The sequence below is a fragment of the Rhodopirellula bahusiensis genome (assembly GCF_002727185.1).
Taxonomy (GTDB): Bacteria; Planctomycetota; Planctomycetia; order Pirellulales; family Pirellulaceae; genus Rhodopirellula; species Rhodopirellula bahusiensis.
The window spans coordinates 1-18184 of record NZ_NIZW01000018.1; the positions used below are offsets into that span (position 1 = coordinate 1).

At 54.9% G+C, this 18184-nt stretch carries 18 protein-coding genes; 11 read left to right on the plus strand and 7 right to left on the minus strand.

Translation table 11 applies throughout. The features are described 5' to 3' along the window. Nucleotides 1-423: 423 nt before the first annotated feature. Together CEE69_RS21100 and CEE69_RS21105 are read right to left on the minus strand one after the other, a co-directional pair. Nucleotides 424-1572, minus strand: a complete 1149-nt coding sequence (locus CEE69_RS21100; protein ID WP_099262607.1) for an IS91 family transposase — start codon at nucleotides 1570-1572, stop codon at nucleotides 424-426. Nucleotides 1573-1586: 14 nt separating this feature from the next. Then, entirely contained in the window at nucleotides 1587-2627 is a 1041-nt protein-coding gene (locus tag CEE69_RS21105; protein ID WP_099262729.1) for a tyrosine-type recombinase/integrase, read from the minus strand. A gap of 2410 nt (nucleotides 2628-5037) precedes the next feature. Between CEE69_RS21105 and CEE69_RS21125 the strand changes: the two genes are divergently transcribed. The 6 genes from CEE69_RS21125 (at nucleotide 5038) to CEE69_RS21160 (ending at nucleotide 9487) form a co-directional block, all read left to right on the plus strand. Further along, nucleotides 5038-5625 carry a hypothetical protein gene (locus CEE69_RS21125; RefSeq protein WP_099262611.1) on the plus strand — a complete coding sequence of 196 codons (588 nt, stop codon included), beginning with the start codon at nucleotides 5038-5040 and terminating at the stop codon, nucleotides 5623-5625. A gap of 235 nt (nucleotides 5626-5860) precedes the next feature. Continuing rightward, nucleotides 5861-6070: a GxxExxY protein gene (locus CEE69_RS33295; RefSeq protein WP_233215488.1), complete on the plus strand. Its 210-nt coding sequence runs from the start codon at nucleotides 5861-5863 to the stop codon at nucleotides 6068-6070. Nucleotides 6071-6397: 327 nt separating this feature from the next. Next, on the plus strand, nucleotides 6398-6895 hold the full coding sequence (locus tag CEE69_RS21135) for a hypothetical protein (RefSeq protein ID WP_158231055.1): 498 nt from the start codon (nucleotides 6398-6400) through the stop codon (nucleotides 6893-6895). Between the two features lie 6 nt (nucleotides 6896-6901). Beyond that, nucleotides 6902-7438, plus strand: a complete 537-nt coding sequence (locus tag CEE69_RS32560; protein WP_099262613.1) for a hypothetical protein — start codon at nucleotides 6902-6904, stop codon at nucleotides 7436-7438. A gap of 858 nt (nucleotides 7439-8296) precedes the next feature. Further along, entirely contained in the window at nucleotides 8297-8839 is a 543-nt protein-coding gene (locus tag CEE69_RS21155) for a hypothetical protein (RefSeq protein WP_143549300.1), read from the plus strand. Between the two features lie 429 nt (nucleotides 8840-9268). Continuing rightward, a complete protein-coding gene (locus tag CEE69_RS21160) occupies nucleotides 9269-9487 on the plus strand; it encodes a hypothetical protein (RefSeq protein ID WP_099262617.1) in 219 nt (72 codons plus the stop codon). Nucleotides 9488-9961: 474 nt separating this feature from the next. Here CEE69_RS21160 and CEE69_RS33720 read toward each other — a convergent pair whose 3' ends face one another. After that, the gene (locus CEE69_RS33720; protein WP_099262618.1) at nucleotides 9962-10417 is read right to left on the minus strand and encodes a transposase; all 456 of its coding nucleotides are present in this window, start codon (nucleotides 10415-10417) and stop codon (nucleotides 9962-9964) included. 416 nt (nucleotides 10418-10833) lie between these two features. Between CEE69_RS33720 and CEE69_RS32125 the strand changes: the two genes are divergently transcribed. The 4 genes from CEE69_RS32125 to CEE69_RS21185 all read left to right on the plus strand — a co-directional run bounded on the left by CEE69_RS32125 (nucleotide 10834) and on the right by CEE69_RS21185 (nucleotide 13076). Continuing rightward, complete coding sequence (locus CEE69_RS32125) at nucleotides 10834-11199, plus strand: hypothetical protein (protein WP_143549302.1); 366 nt, start codon at nucleotides 10834-10836, stop codon at nucleotides 11197-11199. A 597-nt stretch (nucleotides 11200-11796) separates the two neighbouring features. Then, a complete protein-coding gene (locus CEE69_RS21175; protein ID WP_143549303.1) occupies nucleotides 11797-12168 on the plus strand; it encodes a hypothetical protein in 372 nt (123 codons plus the stop codon). Between the two features lie 47 nt (nucleotides 12169-12215). Beyond that, a complete protein-coding gene (locus tag CEE69_RS21180) occupies nucleotides 12216-12401 on the plus strand; it encodes a hypothetical protein (protein ID WP_099262621.1) in 186 nt (61 codons plus the stop codon). Between the two features lie 87 nt (nucleotides 12402-12488). Further along, a complete protein-coding gene (locus CEE69_RS21185) occupies nucleotides 12489-13076 on the plus strand; it encodes a hypothetical protein (protein WP_099262622.1) in 588 nt (195 codons plus the stop codon). 66 nt (nucleotides 13077-13142) lie between these two features. On the opposite strand, the gene CEE69_RS21190 is transcribed toward CEE69_RS21185, so the two are convergent. Continuing rightward, complete coding sequence (locus tag CEE69_RS21190; protein ID WP_099262623.1) at nucleotides 13143-14489, minus strand: DUF6666 family protein; 1347 nt, start codon at nucleotides 14487-14489, stop codon at nucleotides 13143-13145. Nucleotides 14490-14552: 63 nt separating this feature from the next. Here CEE69_RS21190 and CEE69_RS21195 point away from each other — a divergent pair, with 63 nt between their 5' ends. Beyond that, nucleotides 14553-15599, plus strand: a complete 1047-nt coding sequence (locus CEE69_RS21195) for a hypothetical protein (RefSeq protein ID WP_233215489.1) — start codon at nucleotides 14553-14555, stop codon at nucleotides 15597-15599. 199 nt (nucleotides 15600-15798) lie between these two features. Here the strand turns inward: CEE69_RS21195 and CEE69_RS21200 are convergent, their stop codons facing one another. The 3 genes from CEE69_RS21200 to CEE69_RS21210 are packed head-to-tail and all read right to left on the minus strand — an operon-like array spanning nucleotide 15799 to nucleotide 18021. After that, the gene (locus CEE69_RS21200; RefSeq protein ID WP_233215490.1) at nucleotides 15799-16680 is read right to left on the minus strand and encodes a class I SAM-dependent methyltransferase; all 882 of its coding nucleotides are present in this window, start codon (nucleotides 16678-16680) and stop codon (nucleotides 15799-15801) included. A gap of 51 nt (nucleotides 16681-16731) precedes the next feature. Continuing rightward, nucleotides 16732-17157: a Minf_1886 family protein gene (locus CEE69_RS21205; RefSeq protein WP_099262624.1), complete on the minus strand. Its 426-nt coding sequence runs from the start codon at nucleotides 17155-17157 to the stop codon at nucleotides 16732-16734. Nucleotides 17158-17199: 42 nt separating this feature from the next. Further along, a complete protein-coding gene (locus tag CEE69_RS21210) occupies nucleotides 17200-18021 on the minus strand; it encodes a PSP1 domain-containing protein (RefSeq protein ID WP_099262732.1) in 822 nt (273 codons plus the stop codon). Nucleotides 18022-18184: the final 163 nt, after the last annotated feature.

The window sequence follows — 18184 nt, forward strand, 5'->3', positions numbered from 1 at the left end:
CAATTTTTTGTTTCAATGGACGGCTTACCAGGATTTGACTTCGCGTGGATGCGGCGGTTGAGTCACTTTCTCTTTCATGTTGCTTCGTTCGGCGTGGTTCAGAACGCGTCGCCTAGCCGAAGCTCAAGTCCTCTGTTCAAGATGCCCGGGGGTGAATGGCGAGGCGTTGATTGAGTCTCTCTTGGGAATTGCTTCCCGGTTGCGTTCTCTAGCGAAGAGGCAGGTTGGTTTTGAAGCAAGTGAATTCCTGGTCGGCCGTTTGCCCTGGGCCAGTTTCGCTGGGGACGAGTTGGATGGAAGCGGATTGAGGCTCATTGCCAGGTGAGTTTTGAGCTTGAGATTGCCGTCGCGCCATATCGTCCCCCTTCGCCCTCCTGAAGACGTTCGGATTCGTCCGGTCGTTTCACTTCCCTGGTTCATGCGTTACCCACTGTCGTAGTAAGTCAGCCCATGCTCGGGGCGGATGCCCTGCAAAGACAATGAGGTGTAGCTGACCTCGATCACTCGCATGACACCGCCACACAGGCGACACTTCATCGGCACGGTCAACGGTTCCGCTTGCGGCGCGTAGCCGCTGCCCAACCAGAACGTCCAGCCAAGGGCGAGCCAGACAAACCACTTCACCTCCTCGACTTTCACCTTGCTGTTCCCGCTCATCCAGCCGTAGTGGCGGATCTTCATGAAGTTCGTCGGCAGCACGTGCTGCAAGAAGTTGCCCACGAAGTCTTCGCCTGCAACGGTCTTGTTCTGATACAAGTTTCCCTTGCGACGAATTCGGTAGGTCACCGATTCCGGACTGACATCGATGATGCGACTGTCGCTGATCGCGACTCGATGAACGTACGGTGCCAGGTACTTCAGCGTTGCAACGCCGTGCCCAACCGGCTGGATGTCGACGACGAAGTCTTTCGTCCAAGCCTCATGATCGATTTGGGCATACAGCCCAGCGGCACGAAGCTCGTCGGCGAGCTTTGCCTTGTAGGTGCGGATCAATGTTCCATGATGGAACAAGAAGTTCTTCGGAGTGCTCTGCCATGACAAGGCGTGGCCATGCTCATCCAGTTTCACTCCGCCGCCAGGAACGACATAGTGAACGTGTGGATGATAGACGGCCGGATCGCGACCCCAAGTATGAAGCACACCGAAGAACCCAAGTTGGCATCCTTTCAGACTTTTGGTTGCCGCGCCCACGTCGCGAATGCTCTGGCTGCTGGCATCGAACAAGCATCGGTAGCCGTCACGTTGGTGAACGCGCAGCACCAAGCCAACCTCCCGGGGCACCGTGAAAGTGACCAAGAAGTGATGAACCGGCATCAGCTTGGCAGCCTGCATTTCAATCCAAGCCTGCGTCCGCTGGTGACCGCAGTTCGGGCAGTGCCGATTGCCACACGAACGCCCGACCCAGTGATCGCTTCCGCAGCCGCCGCACTGGTAGTGAACACCACCCAGTGCACCGGTGCGACAACGAGTGATCGCGCCAAGAACTTTGTCTTCGGCGACCGAGATCGAATCGGCGTGTTGCTGCAGGTATGCCGGTGCGAATTGGCGAAGAGCCTCCGCAACCGTGGGCATTTGCGAGAGCGGGTTTACTCGTCGCTGCCAGGTAGCCTGCCGAACAAGTTCTCAATTTCTTCGCGAGCGTTGGCCTCGGCCGTATCAGTCAAATGCAGATAGACCATCGTGGTCTGCAGCGACGAATGCCCCAAGTACTTTTGAATCACCTTCAGTCCCACGCCCGCTTCGAGCAAGTGCGTCGCATAGGAATGACGCAGCGTATGAATGCCAACCTTCTTCCCGAAGCGAAGCTTCTTTGTGATCTGCTTCATCGCTCCTTGAACAGCCGTTTCGCTCATCGGAGTCGTCGCTTGGCTGATACCGTCTTTGGCGAGGTCATGTTTTCGTCCATCAGCCGGAAACAGCAGGCAGGCATGCCGGTGACTGGCCCAGTAGTTTCGCAGAAGTCGAACGGTCGTCGTCGGCAGCGGCACATACCGATCCTTGGCTCCCTTGCCACGATGGACATGAACCCAGCCCCGCTCGGCGTCGATGTCCTGAACCTGCAAATGCAACGCTTCATTGAGTCGGAGTCCCAGCGAATAGACAGTCCAGAAATAGACGAACATTCGCTGCGTGGTCGCTGAGCCGATCAGTTCATGAACCTGCTCGATCGTCAGCACCTCCGGCAACGTGGTGATGTTTTGGAGTTTGAGCATCTTGATGATTTCCCAGTCACGCTTGCAGGTGTGCGTGAAGAAGAACTTGATGCCCGAGAATGCCACGCGGAGCGATCCATAAGCAAAGTTGCGATCGTTTTTCAGGTGCAAGAAGAACTGCCGAACATGCTGCTCGTTCACCTGATCGGGACTGCAACCGGCGAAATCGGAGAGCTGCCTGACCGCTCGGATGTAGCCATCGTGAGTTCGTTTGGCCTTGCCGGTCAGGTGCAAGTCTTCGGAGAGCCTCAGGCGAAGACATTCAGAGAAGTGGGATCCAGGTGCATCTTGCGAACCGTTTGAGCTAAACTTGGACATGTTGTGTTCCTTTTCAGGAGGAGTTGCTGAGCTGTTCCCAGCGAACAGCTCCTCCTGAAAGGTTGCTTCCAACAATCCGTCACGCGTCCGTTCCACCACCAAACCGAAACCGCCGCGTTAGCGGCTTACTTGAACCATCACATGCACCGAAGTCGGGCTTGCGGCCTTTTGCGAATGGAACATCAACCGTCCCGACTCGTTGATGTGTAACGTTCGCCGACATGATAAGCACTGATGGTTGACGTTCAATGTTTCGTTATCGTCTAATCATTCTGCTTGTAGTTGCCTCCATCGCTGCGATCTGTTTCGCGTGGTTGCCCCCAACTGCAATCTCAGTTGAGCTTCGGCGTGACCTCAAGATTCCTTCACGCTGCTCACTATGGGTTCTGGAGAACGACGAATCGGTCCGTGCTTTGGGTGTGTTCCACGACGATGACTCGTACATACTCTTCGCCGCACACAAAGGTTGGTATTCGTCGGGCGATTCCTGGACAATTCCCGTGGTAGTCGCAAGCGGCGCGTCAGAAGACCAGCCCGAAGATGTAATCGAAGATCGACTTGCGCTGGACCACTTCCCGACCAAGTTGGAGATTCAACGTTTCCGAGACACATGTCTCGCTGGGTTCGACTAGCCGATCTTTTCGCGGTGCGTCGATTCGCACGTTAAGCTTTACCTGCGGTCGTAGTCTTGACCCGCTGCGATTGCGGCGAACCACGCCGTGCACACGGAGCACGGCATCAGGTTTTCACACGTGGTCACCGCAAACGCCGTGCACGGTGACGGCAATCGTTCCCCGACTGACAGTTCTCAACGGTTCTGATGCTGGCACCGTACCCCTGTAACTGCGATACTCATCTACTGCTGATTAGATACCCTCCGTTCTTCGCACCGCAAAGGACTCGAACCATGACACGTTTTGCCGTCTTACTCGCCTCATTCTTCACCGTATCAGTTGCTACAGCGGAACCACCAACGCGCAGCGCGTCGAAAGTGCATGATCACCGCGAGACTGCCGCGGATGCTCCAGCAGAAATGACGAAACACCACAGTATCGCTTTGCACGAATACAACGTTCGGCTTGGCGAGTTCGATAGCGGGAGATCTCCAGTGAACGTGGTGCTTCAGTCAGCACAAAGGCTGCTGCACGCGTCACTGGAAGCCGAGATCGCAAATTCGGCATTGCTGTACGAAAAGCGAATCAAAGACATCGAGGTAATTGCACGACGAAACTTGGGGCTCGGGACATGCACAGTACAAGAGGTAGCTCAAGCGGAATCATCGCGACTTGACGCTCTACTCAAGCGGTTACTCAAGCAACCTTCTAGATAATCGATCAAAGCGGGGAACTATCGCGTGCACCTGAGAACGCGAGCCGAGCGACTTGGCCGTTAGAAACCTTTTCGTGCGTTCCAAGTTACGCGTAGCGTTCGTCGATCTACCTCAAATCGGAATTTCAATTCCTGAGATGATTCATCATGTTTAGCGTTTGGTTGTGCCAACATGGACCTTGCTAGTCAAATATTGCCTTCAGCCACGTTTGCGTTTTGGAGTCGATATGGGATTGTGCTCCTCTTAGCCATCCTAGCCTGGAACAAAATGCGAACGCCCTTAGTCGCATGCACGGCCATGAGCGTTTGCATTGCAGGATTTGCGGCAAGCTATTGCGAGAACGAGCACACGGCAATGTTGATATTGCTAGCCGGACTGACGCTCGGGCCGGCTGCTGGCCTGTTCGCTGACACGTTCACGACACACGACCGGCGAATGCAATGCGCAATCGAGCGGATGTACGCGCGTAAGTATGTCTGTCCACAATGCGATCACGGATTCACATCCACTCAGTTGACCGGACAATGCCCGCGATGCGAATGCTGCTTTCCCAAGCCCGAGCAACCGAAACGCGCAGATTAGTAAACGAAACGGTCATCAAATTTTCAACTTGGAAATGACGGCGAATCATGAAATGCACGGAAGGACGGGTGGTCCGTTTTCTGGTCTGCTTGCAAGTCTTTCGCCCGTTCCCCGTGATTTCGACCGTTCGTCGTCAAGGAAATTCGCATAGATGGATTCTTCAGCATCGATGTTTTTCCTTAAGGTGTTTCTTTCTTTCGTTTTCTTGTCTCCTGATGCCAACGTCCGATCGGTGCGCGGTTGACTCAGCTGAAGATAGCAAAAGTCAACCCCTGCCGTTTGCCACAGAGGACACCGAGGTCACAGAGTGGAATACGGTTGTGCTCTGTGTCTTCTGAGATCTCTGTGGCTCCAAACGTCCGCTTACTTCTATGGCGGCGACCAGCGAGGGATGGATGGGCCGTTCGTTCAGACGCTAGGTTTCCTTTGACGATTCCGATCGAGTACATTGACAAAGAGCGGCCATGGCTCAACTTATCGTCGTATCCCGACGCGTGGACCATCGGTTGCACCACAGTCGGCGAGTCGAGTTTGTCTTTTGAGTTCCGGTCTACTGCGCTGACGCGGTAACCACCGCACTTCGGCGATTATTGAATGACAGATATCTGCAACACGGTGAAGCAATGGGACTTTGAGCGTTTCGTTACAAAATCGACGGTAGGCGATACCTTTGCCTATTGGCTTTGTCTCCTAAGGCGTGACGCCGAACTGCCAGCGATCGAGAAGCTTGCCTCCGCGATGTCATCGCAGTGCGACATCGAAGAACAGATGAGTGACCCCGCTGGCTTCGCCGTCATTCATCCGTACACTCCAGATCCGTTAATGCCTATCGCGCCAGTGTCTGTAACCAAGCGATGGTCGCCATTGCCGGCAGCTGAAAGGAGTCTAGGTCCATGCAGCAAGCTCAAGATGGAAGAGAATGACCACTTGGTATTCGCGTACGCAGTTTGGACTCCAACATGGATAGCTGACACACCCGAAAAGAACGCTTCGTCAGATCAGCAGCACTTTCAGTTTCTGTTGACATTGGCCAGTGTTGCCGCCGCTACGAAGGGTATGGACCTCATGTTGGCTGGTAGAATTGGGTGGAGCTATGAGACCGAACAGACGGGGATGAATCCTGAGGCGGCTGTAGCGATGCTGGAATTTGGCTACCTATTTCCCGATCGCATACCTCGCTAGCGACGTACCATGCTGTGTACCGATGGACTCAGCAGCAAGTTTCCAAATTGCGACCGTTCCGTTCGTACCCGGTGATCCCAACCGTTCCACAACTGAATGGATCGTGGTGGGGTTTTTCAATCACGACGGACGCGGAGAGCACGAAGGATGGAAATCGACGGCCTTTCGCATCGCGTGATTGGATGTGCGATTGAAGTCCACCGGGCGTAGGGTCGGGAACTGCTTGAATCGGCAAATGAACAATATGGACAGACTGTCTGGGATTCTTGAAGCACAACTGCTGACCGACATGAAACTTTCCAAGTTGAAGACAGGATTGCTAATCACCTTCAACGTGGCCAAGCTCATGGATGGACTCAAGCGATTCGTCCTGCGATTGTTTCGCCTTCGCGCTCTTCGCGTCCTTCGTGGTACAACCTTCCCCCGACCGACGAACACCGTTTAGAATATGGAACAACGCGACTCACGGCGAGCCGCGAAGTCATGTTGAAGGATGTGGTTAATCAACCACCAACGCGTGATCGCCATCGTTGGGCAATTGAGCAAGATCATGGAAAATCGAAGGTACGAGATGCGGTCCAATGCGTTTGGTGGTGAGTCGCTCTATCTTCCGCCGGGCGTCAGTCTGAAGACGGTTCCGACTACCTTCCTTGAATCGTTCACTGACAACTTGACTGACCACCATGCTGCAATTCACAGAAACCCACGTGCGTACTTCACTTGGCTGGCTCGACGAGCACGGATTACCGGGATGAAGAACTGGCTTTTGGCGATGGCTGAAACGAATCAATGCGGGCTCCACCTCCATCGGGCCGAATGTGGTCCAACTGTGCAAACGGAAGTATTCGTTCGGGGCTTTTTGCCACACCCAAGGCATTCCAGTGACTTCCGGCTTGCCTCCAACAAACCGCTTTTTGATTTACCGGTGGCGTTGCAAGACCTCTACGAACTCATTGATGGAACGATTGAGGGCGATGTGTTTGAAGCCGGTGGTTTCAATAATCTGTCCAGTCTTAGGTTCGACAATTCATCGCTACAAATCCCTGATTCTGATGGCGTTTCCGACCTTGACCGTGCTTTGTGGTTCTATACAAACAAGACTGGCGACCGGCTGCTTGCCATTGGTGAAAAGGTGTTTTGGTTTCTCCACGAAAGCTGTGAACTCGTCGAAGCCGGCAATCTGACCGAAGTCGTTGATTCGTATTTCACTTCGCTCGTGACTGGTGCCAAGTGGCGTTTTGTTCCGACACATACTTCTGCGAAAATTTGAGCTGCTATGAGAACCCTTGTACTAGTTTTGTTTTCCTTGTCACTTGGTTGCAGCGATCTTTGTGCGAATGAGCGGAAACCAGAAGACCTAGCACTTGATTTTTACAACGCACTTCTTGTAGAACGCGACATTGAAAAGGTCGAGAAACTGCTTTCGCCAACTGCAATTCGCAAAGCCGGCAAGCCGGGGTCTGCCCTTGCTGACTTGCGACAAGAACTCAAAAGGATCAATGAAGGGAGAGGACCAACTCCGTCCGAACTCCGACTTCGTGAAGTCTTTTTCGCTCAAGCGGATGAAACTGATAGGGTTGCAACTCGCTTTTTGGAATACCTTGAAGGAAAGGGCAAGAAAGGCTGGCATCCAGATCCCATCCCGGCTGAGCAATTGCGTACTAAATTTGGAATGTTGCCCGGCCGGACTATCGCATTGTTCTTCGTTGATGCACTCAACAAGAGAAACAACAAACTTGAGACCGGATTCTTTCTATTCGCGATTGAGAAATGGAATGGAGAATACCGGGTGGCATTTATGTCTGACGACTGACACCAACCAACGCAAGGCAGAACACTGAGATGCACGCGGAGGCCTCAAACTTTTTTTCAATAATGGCCGCCCATCGGAGTGGCCCCGGCGCCCCCAACCGACATCGACCGATTTAGAGCCTCGCACGTATATGAGCTGCCTTTCACCTTGACCACTGCCAAATACACAGCTGAAAGCGCGAAGCATATCGCGGATACCTATCTCCAACGTTCCGGCATTGTTGATCTGGAGTTTTCATGCGTACGTGACGAGGTTGCTAGTGACGGCGCTTCGCTGTGGGTGGTGATATACTCTCGACTCGACGATCCCGAGGCTGAGTGGCAATTCCAAAGCGGCCCGGTATGCGTTGAAGTTGACAAGACAACAGGGGAACCCTCGTTGACCCTGATGCCGTAGTCCAACTCGCATTCACTCGAAACACATTTCGAAGCAATAAACCATGCGAATCAGGAGACCATGCGAATCAGGAATAGGGGCCCAGTTGCCCGGGCCCCCAAACGATCAAGCGGATGCTTGGCGTGCGGTCTCGGTTCGATGGGGTATTACCTGACTCGGAAACGGCGTTGGCATGTGTTGATTGGCCACGGATGGACACCGATGAACACAGATTGAAAAGAGCGCACTCATTCGTGTTGATCAGTGTGAATCCGTGGCTCATTTCTTTGGCCCATTCTTGACCTCACCGTCAAAAGTGGTGTGGTACGATGAGTGCATTTCGGCATCATCGATTGGTGCTGAATTACGCGTGGAGGTGCGAACCACGCGTCGGACCGAAGTGCTCAACAACACTTTACCCTGGTTGCTGACCGTTCATTCGCACTTCGGTCAACGCGACCGTTCTGCAATACAGGCACGCTGATGCTAAACAAAGCAATCGTTATTCTTACATCGCTGTTTATCGTTCATTTGCAGGCTGAATCAGCGTTCGCGACAGATCGGGACGCTGTTTCAGTTGCGATGCAATTTGTGAATGCAGCAATGATCCAAGGCGACATCGGCCAAGTCGAACCGCTCGTTAAAAAAGGTGCCACTCGCAAACGCGGAAAGCCAGGATCCCTCTTGGGAGACTTGCGCCGAGAGCAGAAGCAAATTCAAAATGCGAATCCATTGCCGGAACTGCGGCTTCGTGAGATCTACTTGGTACGTGATGGCGAACAAGAGCATCTCAAAGATCGAATTTTGCGGCACATGCGTCAGCGAGGTAAGAACGTCACTGAGGAGGAAGCCGACGTTCCTGCTGATGTCATCGCAAAGGCATATGGGATGACGAAAGATCGAACCATCTGCATGTTATTTTATGAGCGAAGGCGAGACGCAAACTCCGTCGCTGTCAATCTCGTTCTTCTTGCGCTCGAAGAAATCGACGGCAAATTTTTGGTCGCACATGTTTGGGATGATTAGCTGCACACAGGGTTCTCATCATGCAGAACCATTTCGGTCGGGTTGGGTCCCGGTAGCCCGGAACACCACCCGCACCACCTGGCAAGTGGTCCTCGTCGAGAAGATGTCGAGCGACACCTCTTTGCAGGATGACCGAGCATCTTTGCAGGCTTGCTCCCCACGGTTGGTCACCTCCCTACAGTTGCCCTCGCTTCGTCCTGTCTTACTTCTGAGTTACATTTCGTATCTTGAATCGTTGTGAAAGAAACCGGAACTCAGCCCAGGGGACTGGCTTCCCGAACGAAGTGGCATCCCCAAAGATCACGCCCATGTTGGGCGTACTGCAACGAAGCCGGGTTTGCGTGGTTTTACAAATCGAGAATCGACCGTCTTCGATCGGTGATGTGTAGCGTTCCCAACCATAGCTTGTGTACCTGGAATCGGAGCAACATGGCAAGCAACAAACCCTGGCTCGATGGCCCCTCAGCAAAAGACCGGGCCACCGCAAAAATGTGGCAAGGCGGACCGTTCTTTCTCATTGGATTGATCAGCACCGCTGGCACGCACTATCTCTTGGGGATCATTTGGATCTGGACCGTCATCATTGGAATCGCCGGTCTGTTCTGGTTTCTTACCGGGCTGATCACATACTATACCGGTATCGAATAGCGGGTTGACGACGACTAACTAAGGAACCATTCGGAAACAACTTCGGGATCTAAAAAAGGTAGCGGAAGGGCGCGAGCCCTCCGGTGACACACCGGGCGGCTCGCGCCGCTCCGCTAAAGCCGAACTTGATTCCGAACGGTTCCTAAGTTGCGTCCGCACGCGAGACTGGTCACGACGTCAACGCGTCGACCGTCCGGCAGCGAAGTCACCGCGGCTGTTGGAAGCTCTCGCTTCTTCCTCCGGAAAAGCGCATTTCTTCAAAACGTTTTTTTTGCCAATATCTGATCCTTCGAAACGAACACGCCACTAGAATCAACTGATCAACCACTTCGACTGGAAAGTACAAATGCCCGGCTTCATGGAACTGCTAATCATCGCTGTCATTCTTTGCATCTTCATCGGAGGTGCATTTCTGCTTTACCGAGCTGCGTCTCGAAAATAGACGTCTGAACGCCGGTCGTATTTCTCGACCGTTTATGTGTTTCTGATGCATGGTGTTGCCAGCTTGGTTTTCCATGCACTGCGAAACAAGGCGGATAGCCAATAGCGATCTGACTTCACTTGGATGCGGCGGTTGAGTCGCTTTCTCTTTCGGTTGCTTCGTTCATCGCGGATCTTCATGCAGCTTGTCTGAATCTCGTGCGGCAGGAAGTTGCCGGCAATTGCTTCGCCCGCAACATTCTTGCTCTTCACCATCTTTCCGTTTCGACGAACCCGGCACGTCACTGCTTCTCGAGTGACACCTGCGATGCGACTGACATTGATCGCAACTCGCTGAATGTACGGGCATGATGAAACGTTGGCTCGTCGATTTTTGTCGTTGAAGAAGCAGCAAACGGAGTTGAACTTGTCGAAGTACAGTGCGAGAATAATCGCGTAGAGCCTGTTCTTGTGTCTGGTATGTGGAGTGACTGCAACAGGCTCGCGCACTGCCAGATCGCGGGGCCGAGTCGCCGGTCATTTTCGACAGATGACTCCCATCGGTGCATTTGGACAGAGGTGGAATCTTCATCCGACTGAAATCTTCCAACGCTGGATAGAACGTCATGGACCGACGCACCGCACTCCGCTTTCTCGCTTTTTCGGCCACAACCACTTCGCTCGCTGGATGCAGTGCCCGGACCGCGCGTTTTGACTCGCAACCCAAACGCGGGTTGCTCGAAGACCGGTGGCCAGGTCACTACTTTGACACCGTCACGGCGCGGTACTCTCTGCGATTGCAGAGTCCCTCACAATCCCTTAGCCGTGCGTCACAAATTGCAATTCCGCTTGTTTCAAGTGACGGCACTCTCCTGTCTCCAGGGCCCACTGAACCGTCCGTCCGACCGGCGCGCGCAACGGTCGACTTGAAATACGATTCCGCATCGCAAGCTGACTGCGAAGTCGTCGTCACCGTATTTTGGCCAATTGACGAGCCCGCACCCATCAATGGGCCGCGAGAAATGAATGAAACGACAATTGGCACGGTTGGTTTTCGCGATATCCAGCAATTCATCAACGGCACTGGACGTTTTCGATGCGACGACGACAACCACTTTTATGGACCGTCGATCGATGACAACGATGATCACTCCAAAAGCGAATTCGACATCATCGTGAATTGTGAGATTTCTGGTAAATCAGATGCGTCCAATTTTCGCGGTGATATTCGATACCGTGATGGGCTCGTGCTCTACCGACTCGCTGAGCGCGTTGTTCCGGGGATCGGGTAGACCGCGGAAGAGCCTGCGGGAATCTCAGCGGCGGTTCTGGGCGGAGTGATATGGGGAATTTTGTCACGACTGCGAGCGATCGTGGTTTGTCAGGATTGAATCTTTGGGCTGGACAAACCGGAGAGCTCGCACCCTGTCGCTAAGATTGGTAGCAGTCCAACGCGAGCCGTCCGATGTCACACTCAGTCTTTTCAGTGACGCACCGCTAATGGTCTGTCAAAGTTAAAAGTTAGGGATGTTCGTAGTGGACGAGGCGACGAGTCCTTGGTTTTGACGCCAGTTCAGGACTCGTCGCCTCGTCCACTACCCTAAAAATAAATCGTGACGAACCGCTAGGGCCCGCAATCGACAACTTACGAAGCCGGCATCCTGTTGTTGCTCCCCGGCTGCCCCTGCCGAATCGAAAACGACCTCCTCGCCGGTGAACGAAGCGTGCACCCCAGCGAACCACGGTTCGCACAGCCACGAAAAACTTGACATCGGTGCACCGCACCCCCAAACTAGCCTCGGGCAACGCGGCTGGAGATGAGCACATCGTTGCCCTGCTGAAGTTCTTCTTCAATCAGGCGTTCAGCCCCCTTCGCAACGGAAATCCCAATGAAACGTCCGTCCCAATTCGCTTTCGCAGGCGTTGCACTGGCCGCCATGATTTTGTTTGGCGTCTACAACACATTGGCCGGCGATGAACCCGCAGCAGCATTCAACCCGAACACCCATTCGCTCCTAGTTGAGCGCGCAAAGACTGTCGCGGAGTTCGGCAAAGAACACCCACGCGTCAAGGCACTTGATGCTCAAATATTGGTGGCGGCTAGACTTCCAGTCGAAGCCGCGGTTCTCGATGTCGCGAAGATAGCCGACGCCGAAGTACGAATGATTGTCCAAAACCTTGTCGGACGCATTGACTCGCTTGAGCGGCGAGTCGCGGAGTTGGAGGCTCGCAAGCCACGCACCGAATTGCTCGGACGTTAGAAGCAAGATGCGACGGATTACCGTGCCGTGACGCAGAGCGACAGGTGATGTTGACGAATGACAACCGGATCAACTCGGCAAGCATCGAAGCGTACGCACACGGAGGATCGGTTGGCCTTTCGCGTCAAACCGGCGAAGGCAAAGCATTGACGCACATCGTTGGCGATACGGAGGGATCGTACGTCAAAATCCAACGGCTTGAAGGTGAGGAAACCTATCTCCCAGAAGAATAGAAACGCAACGATGACATGAACCGAAGCGAGAGTCTCGATCAACGCCGTTCTGCCTGCTACTGATACTAATACAAGGTGAGGTCCCCTATGACGCGTCATCGTTTTGTTTGCCTCGTGGTCCTCAGCATGCTCGCGGTCGGTGCCGCCGACTTACCGGCTCAGTCTCCGGAGCCGGCCGCGTTGCGACAACTCAACCAAGTGTTCGTCAAAGTCATCGTGCCCGTCACCTCTCGTAGTCCCAAACAGGACGGACCAGTCGTTGAGTCGTGGGTTGCCCAGCAACTTCAACAACTGGGCGAAACCGAATATTTTGCTGTCACTGGTTGGGTGCCTGTTTGCGACGCACTGCTGGAACACGATGCCATCGACAATCGCGTGTGGGATGGCGGCCTGTCTGGCAGAAACGCCTTTTGCCCTGCTGGTGGAGACATCCCCGAACGGGAAAACGGACGTGTGCTGGTCAGCGTTGCTGGCTGGTTGCCTTTTGCCGGTTGCGAGGCGCGAGTCTCGCTGCCGGATGAACCTGGTAGCCGAGCAGTTGGCACGGTGCAGATTTTTAGTGGTGATGGTGCAGAGCGAAAGCCAGTCGGGACCAAACACCAACTTCCGTATGTAGCCGTCATCATTGCGCCACCGCCCTATGAGGGCTTCACGTCACGCGGCGATGCCGAATAGGCAACACAAAGATCGCTAACGACCGGCGGAAACACCTGATCGACTTGTGCGACTGGTCATCTCCGATCACTGTCGAAAGACGAAGAACGATCCGTTGTCTGCGACGTTGAACAGTGGGTTGCGGTAGCGTTGCTTTGGTCCGGTGACGCCGGGACGGAAGGCAAACCCGAGAGACAGGTTCCAACCTTCGGCTTGGTTTGCGTCCAACGCGGTGTCGTCGCCAGGGCTGAAGTAGGCCGATCCGACCAGCAAGGACCAATTGGTTTGCAATGGGATCTCCATCTCGCTACCCCAGATAAAGTGTTCTTCGCTGGTACCGCCCAGGAACGCGGTCATTTGCCCGGTCGTTCCCATCGTGCGACGATAGAACGCTCGGTACTGATCGACGGGCTCGATCGTTTCTGAACTCGTGAAGCCGCCGGCTTCAGTGGTCACGATTTGATCGGTCATCCCGGTCATGAATTGGAATCCAAACTCGTGGCACGCGGAAACTTTCCAGCTCAACTCGCCGCGAAGCTGAAGCAGGTCGCTTTGGTAGTACCAATCTTGGTTCAGATAGTCGGCGACCAATCCGTACTGCAATCCGTAGTCGACGCGGCGAAAGAATCCGCCTGTCACGAAGACTTGGTGCATTCGTCCGCTGGTGAATTCTTCGCCTTCCAAATTGGTTTGGGTCGCACGCACGCCAAGCTGAGCGGACAGATCGAGCCCCAACCAATTGCGAAGGTCGCGGCCTTCATTGAAACCTTGGTAGTAACCAAAGCTGCCACTTCCGCCGCGAGGATCGCCAACCGCATCCAAGGCGGGGTAGTTGAGCGGTGACTTGAAGGATTGCGATCCAGCGAAGAACGAGAATCGGCTCCAGTCGACTCGCAGAATGGGCAAGAACAACGGGAAGCAATCGATCTCAGCTCCGCCACACATCCCATCGCATCCACCGTCGCAGAATCCGCTGTCGCAACCCGACATCACGTTGCCACTGCAAGCGTCGCAACTGCAGACGCCGTATTCTTCCAAACCGCAACCCATTTCCAGTCCGCAGCTGACTTCCATGCCGCAGTCTGGGCCGCCCATCACACCCGATGTCGAGCAAGCATCGCAATCGCAACCGCCATCCAAGTAACCAACTTGCTTGACCGAGCCATTCGCTGGCCTGGCCACCAGTGTCGGCTGGCGATTTGCCGCCGAATGGCTCTGCTGAGCCGTCCGGTTGCTACTTTGAGGCGACCATCCGGATTGCGTGCGTGATGATTGCGTCGTGGCGTTGTTTCCCAAGGAGTTCGGGTTTCCCTGGGAAACGGGCCGGCTGCGAATCAGCTGGTCGGCTGCGTCGGCGCTGGACAACGTCAGTGACGCGAACGCGAAAATGAAGCAGGCGACGAGGCACAACAATCGACGGGGAATGGTTATCATAGGACGTCATTGCCGGAATAGGGACATGGAACTTTCTTCTTATCGGACGTCATAACCCACCTCATGAATAAATCTTGCCCAACCGGAATTTTCGGTTTCATCTTCCCAAACGCACACCGTTTCACGCCCGCGAGTTTCACGGCATCGGTTTTCAGCCGTCGAACAGGCCTGCGAAGCCTGCTGATCGCCGCCGCCGTCTCCAGTTCCGGACTGCATGCTCACACCGCGTCGGCCCAAGATGCGGCGGAGACCGAAACGGCTCCCGCTGAGACCGAGGCCGAGACAGAGACTTTTCCGGATGATTACTGGACGGAAGTTGAGAGCCCGGTCTACCCGCGTGGCGCAGTGATGTCCCCAACCACGTTGTTCGTGGTCGATTCCGACGCACCGGGAGTCTGGACGGTGCCGTGGCCCGCGAGTGAAGCGATCAAGCCGATGCGATTCGTCACCGGATCGCGATACCTCCGAAAGACAATGAACCGCCCCTTCAGTGCAACGCCGCACCCCGAAGGCGGCGTTTTGGTGGGCGATTCGGCGACTCGTGAGATCTATCACGTGACACCCAATGCCGATGCACCGGGTGGCCAGGATGCCAAACCGCTCAACGGCGGATTCCTAGGAATCCCGATGGCGTTGGCTGTTTCACCCGATGGCAAGACGATCTACGTGGGTGACGCCGAACGACGTGCGACCTTCGCGCTGCCGATCGAAGGCGGTGAACCCGAATTGGTCGTTCGCGTGAACGCTCGTGGATTAGTCTTCGACGAAGAAGGTGCCCTGTACGCGGTCACGCCCGACGCGGATGCGGTCGTGAAGATCAACGTGGCGGAAAAAACCAGCGAGCCGGTTGTCACGGATCGCCCGTACGGGTTCCCGGGAGGAATCGCTTGGCACAACGGAATGGGATTCGTCTCCGATGTGTACGGCAAATGCATTTGGCAGTTCACCGCCGATGGCGCGACCGAAAAGTGGTTCGACGAAGAGTTGCTGCTCGGCCCGGTCGGCTTGAGTGCCACCGCCGATTCTGTGATCGTTTCCGATCCCAAAACGAAACAGGTCTACCAAATCGACCGCGAATCGAAGGAAGTCACGAAGCTGTTCGCGGAGTGATTCGCAAACAGCGATCTGTCCTTCCGTACGACGGACTTCCAAGTCCGTCGATTAGATCAAATGGAAACGCGACGCGCGAAGGTTTGTCGATTGAGTGGACGTCGGCCAAGAGTGGCCAACCTACAAGCCCGCGAGCGAGACTCCTCCCTCACCTCGTCCACCACGACAGTAGTTGTCCGCTCGTTGCTAAGCCAGTTCTTCACTTTTGAGTGAACGGTTCCGGTTCGATCTCGGGCAATGGGCTGTCATCGCGAGCGAAGAACATCAGGTGCTGCCACGGCAGAGCGTTGTACTCGCGAACGAGTTTCAAGTCTGACGCTTTGTATTCCTGCATGATTTGCGACTTTGACATCTTGTGCAGCGGTTTGATTGGGACCGCGGGATCTTCGGCGCGGTATTCCAGCAAAGCGATCACGCCGTCTGGTTTCAAAGATTGCCGGATGGCCCAAAGCATCGATTCCGGATGCGAGAACTCGTGGTAGACGTCGACCAATAGAACCAGGTCGACCTTGCCAGCGGGCAACTTCGGATCGTCGATCGCACCCAGAACCGGCTGAATGTTGTCGAGTTTTGCTCGAGCGGCATTTCGCTGCAGCATTTGTAGCATCTCTCGCTGGATATCCACCGCCAGAACCTTGCCGTCCAGCGACTCGGAAGCCGCGTCCGCGTTGGGCGACTCGTCATTCTCTTCTCCCGGCGGATCCACGTCGGAGGATTCCGCGTTGGCTTTGACCGCGACTGCGCGAGCCATCGGGATCGTCCAGTAGCCGTTGCCGCAACCGAGGTCGACGACGGTCATGCCGGGTTCCAACCCCAAGCGGTCGAAGGATTCGCCTGCCTTCTCTTCGTCGTCTCGTTCCGGACGAACCAACCAGGCGGCACCGCGGTGCGACATGGGTTGGGCGACGATGCGGCCCATGTACGTCCGACGAGCCTTTTCCTTTGGCCGCGGCTTTTCGTTTTGACGAGCCACCGTTTCCGTTGCATCCGCCTCGACCAAGTCATCAGCGAACACGTTTCGCGAGGTGATGGCTGCCAGGCCGACCATCATCCAAAGGGCGAGCAAAAGAGAGAAACGCATGATGCTTTTTCGCGGGGTGGAGGGAGTCGTCGTCGCGTCGCCCGGTTTCAATCAGTCTTCGTCGGTGAGAGCCAATTCAAACTTGGGCTGGAACGCGTTTTCAAAATCGTAAACGTCGTCGAAATCTTCGCGTCGATCCGATTCACTTTTCCGCATCTGCTCGATGCGAATCAGGTTGTAAACCAGTTCGCCAAAATCGCCGGTTCGGTGAAGGCCCCAATTCTCGAGCACCATTTTGGCCAAGTACCCGAATTGGTCGATCGCGTACAAGCGACACGCTTCGCAAAGTTGTTGCCCGGTCAGGTGCCGAGGCGCGTCGCTGCTGGGGTCGTCGGTTGGGCCAAACCCGAGTGGTCCGATTTGTTCCAAATTCTCGTGGGCGTACTGCAACGCTTCGCGAATGAATTGATATGCCTCGAGTTTATATCGAGTGTCGTCTCGCAGGAGATCCTGCATCGCTTTGACGGGAGAAGGCATGGCGAAGAATCGAGGAGATGAAAGGAAGTGATTCGAGTGGGATCAGCGTTTACGCTGTTTCGTAGGTTCCCCGGAACCCCGCTTTGTCACGCTGACAACGTCACCCGCAGGAATCATAACGCGTCGATGGTCATCGGTCTTGACCACCAATTGTCCGGCCAAGATGTCTTGGGCGAGAACCTTTGCCGATCCGTCGCGAGTCAGAATTTCGCTGCCGATTGGGGGGAGTTCCTCCGCCATTTCCTCGTAGGTTTCGAATTCGTATCGAAGGCAGCATTTAAGTCTGCCGCATCGCCCTGAGATTTTGGCAGGATCCAACGACGCTCGCTGCAGTTTCGCCATTTTCATTGAAACGGGCGGCATTTTGCTGAGAAAACGGCTGCAGCAGACTTTTTGTCCGCAATCGCCGTAGTCGGCCAGCAACTTCGCTTCATCCCGAATTCCGATCTGACGCATCTCGATCCGAGTCTGAAATTCGCGGCCGACCAATTTGACCAATTCGCGAAAATCGACTCGGCCATCGGCGACGAAGTACACGATCACGCGTTCGCCACCCAGCAAACGTTCGACATCGATCAATTGCATGGGCAATTTCAACTGATCGACGCACTTCTTGGCCGCCAGCAAGTCCTTGCGAGTCATCTCGGACATTTGCGACCAATCGCCACGATCGGTCGTGTCGAGCCGGCGGATGATCTTTCCGTGAACGGGTTCCGCGTTGCCTTTCGTGGGAACTTGCCCGACCGCCTCGTCCGTTGCTTCGCACAGCACCGTTGCGATTTCAGTGCCGCGATCGCTACGAATCACGACCTCATCGCCGTAGCGGAATTCTTCCGCCGCGCTCATCACCCCCAGCAATCGCATTGATCCGTACCGGCACACGTACCCATCCGGTGGTGCGGTGGGAGGACGCGAATCGGCGCCGTTCGAAACTGGGGGCGAAGGATTGATGGGTCGGTCCGTCATTGGATGAAACAAGTTGAGTCACCCAATTGTACGCGATCATGCCCGCACGCCACATCGGTTG

Excerpts from the sequence above, each read along its gene's own strand:
- CEE69_RS21100 (WP_099262607.1), bottom strand. The coding sequence starts at position 1,572 with ATGCCCACGGTTGCGGAGGCTCTTCGCCAATTCGCACCGGCATACCTG.
- CEE69_RS21125 (WP_099262611.1), top strand. The coding sequence starts at position 5,038 with ATGACAGATATCTGCAACACGGTGAAGCAATGGGACTTTGAGCGTTTC.
- CEE69_RS33295 (WP_233215488.1), top strand. The coding sequence starts at position 5,861 with ATGAACAATATGGACAGACTGTCTGGGATTCTTGAAGCACAACTGCTG.
- CEE69_RS21135 (WP_158231055.1), top strand. The coding sequence starts at position 6,398 with ATGGCTGAAACGAATCAATGCGGGCTCCACCTCCATCGGGCCGAATGT.
- CEE69_RS32560 (WP_099262613.1), top strand. The coding sequence starts at position 6,902 with ATGAGAACCCTTGTACTAGTTTTGTTTTCCTTGTCACTTGGTTGCAGC.
- CEE69_RS21155 (WP_143549300.1), top strand. The coding sequence starts at position 8,297 with ATGCTAAACAAAGCAATCGTTATTCTTACATCGCTGTTTATCGTTCAT.
- CEE69_RS21160 (WP_099262617.1), top strand. The coding sequence starts at position 9,269 with ATGGCAAGCAACAAACCCTGGCTCGATGGCCCCTCAGCAAAAGACCGG.
- CEE69_RS21175 (WP_143549303.1), top strand. The coding sequence starts at position 11,797 with ATGAAACGTCCGTCCCAATTCGCTTTCGCAGGCGTTGCACTGGCCGCC.
- CEE69_RS21180 (WP_099262621.1), top strand. The coding sequence starts at position 12,216 with ATGTTGACGAATGACAACCGGATCAACTCGGCAAGCATCGAAGCGTAC.
- CEE69_RS21185 (WP_099262622.1), top strand. The coding sequence starts at position 12,489 with ATGACGCGTCATCGTTTTGTTTGCCTCGTGGTCCTCAGCATGCTCGCG.
- CEE69_RS21190 (WP_099262623.1), bottom strand. The coding sequence starts at position 14,489 with ATGATAACCATTCCCCGTCGATTGTTGTGCCTCGTCGCCTGCTTCATT.
- CEE69_RS21195 (WP_233215489.1), top strand. The coding sequence starts at position 14,553 with ATGAATAAATCTTGCCCAACCGGAATTTTCGGTTTCATCTTCCCAAAC.
- CEE69_RS21200 (WP_233215490.1), bottom strand. The coding sequence starts at position 16,680 with ATGCGTTTCTCTCTTTTGCTCGCCCTTTGGATGATGGTCGGCCTGGCA.
- CEE69_RS21205 (WP_099262624.1), bottom strand. The coding sequence starts at position 17,157 with ATGCCTTCTCCCGTCAAAGCGATGCAGGATCTCCTGCGAGACGACACT.
- CEE69_RS21210 (WP_099262732.1), bottom strand. The coding sequence starts at position 18,021 with ATGCGATTGCTGGGGGTGATGAGCGCGGCGGAAGAATTCCGCTACGGC.